The following is a 481-nucleotide window of genomic DNA, read 5'->3' on the forward strand; positions in this document are numbered from 1 at the left end:
GCCTACTGCAGTGCCGTCGGCCAGGACGCCAATGAACTGCCGTACGGCAACATCATCGGCCTCAATGAACATGCCGCGGTCCTGCATTACACCGACCTGGGCCGCAGCGCGCCGTCCCCGCTGCGCAGCTTCCTGATCGATGCCGGCGCCAGCGCGCACGGCTACGCCAGCGACATCACCCGCACCTACGCGGCCAGTGGCCACGACGAATTCCAGGCGATGATCGACGCGGTCGACGCGGCCCAGCAGCAGATGGCCGCCGGTGTGCGCGCCGGCGTCGATTACAAGCAGCTGCACGTGGACGCGCACCTGTCGCTGATGGGCATCCTGAAGGACTTCGGCGTGCTCAAAGTGTCGCCGGAAGCGGCCCTGGCCACCGGCGTCAGCGCGGCCTTCTTCCCGCATGGCCTGGGCCACCTGATCGGCCTGCAGGTACACGACGTGGCCGGCTTCGCCGCCAGCGACCGCGGCGGTCGCATCG

The 481-nt window shown here is 69.0% G+C and carries 1 protein-coding gene; it reads left to right on the forward strand.

Going from position 1 to position 481, the window contains the following annotated elements; all coding sequences use genetic code 11:
* Positions 1-481, forward strand: a 481-nt coding sequence (locus tag AC1DN0_RS41405) for a M24 family metallopeptidase (RefSeq protein ID WP_477146654.1), incomplete at both ends; no start/stop codon positions are given.

This window comes from Cupriavidus sp. 05N39 (genome assembly GCF_056397325.1).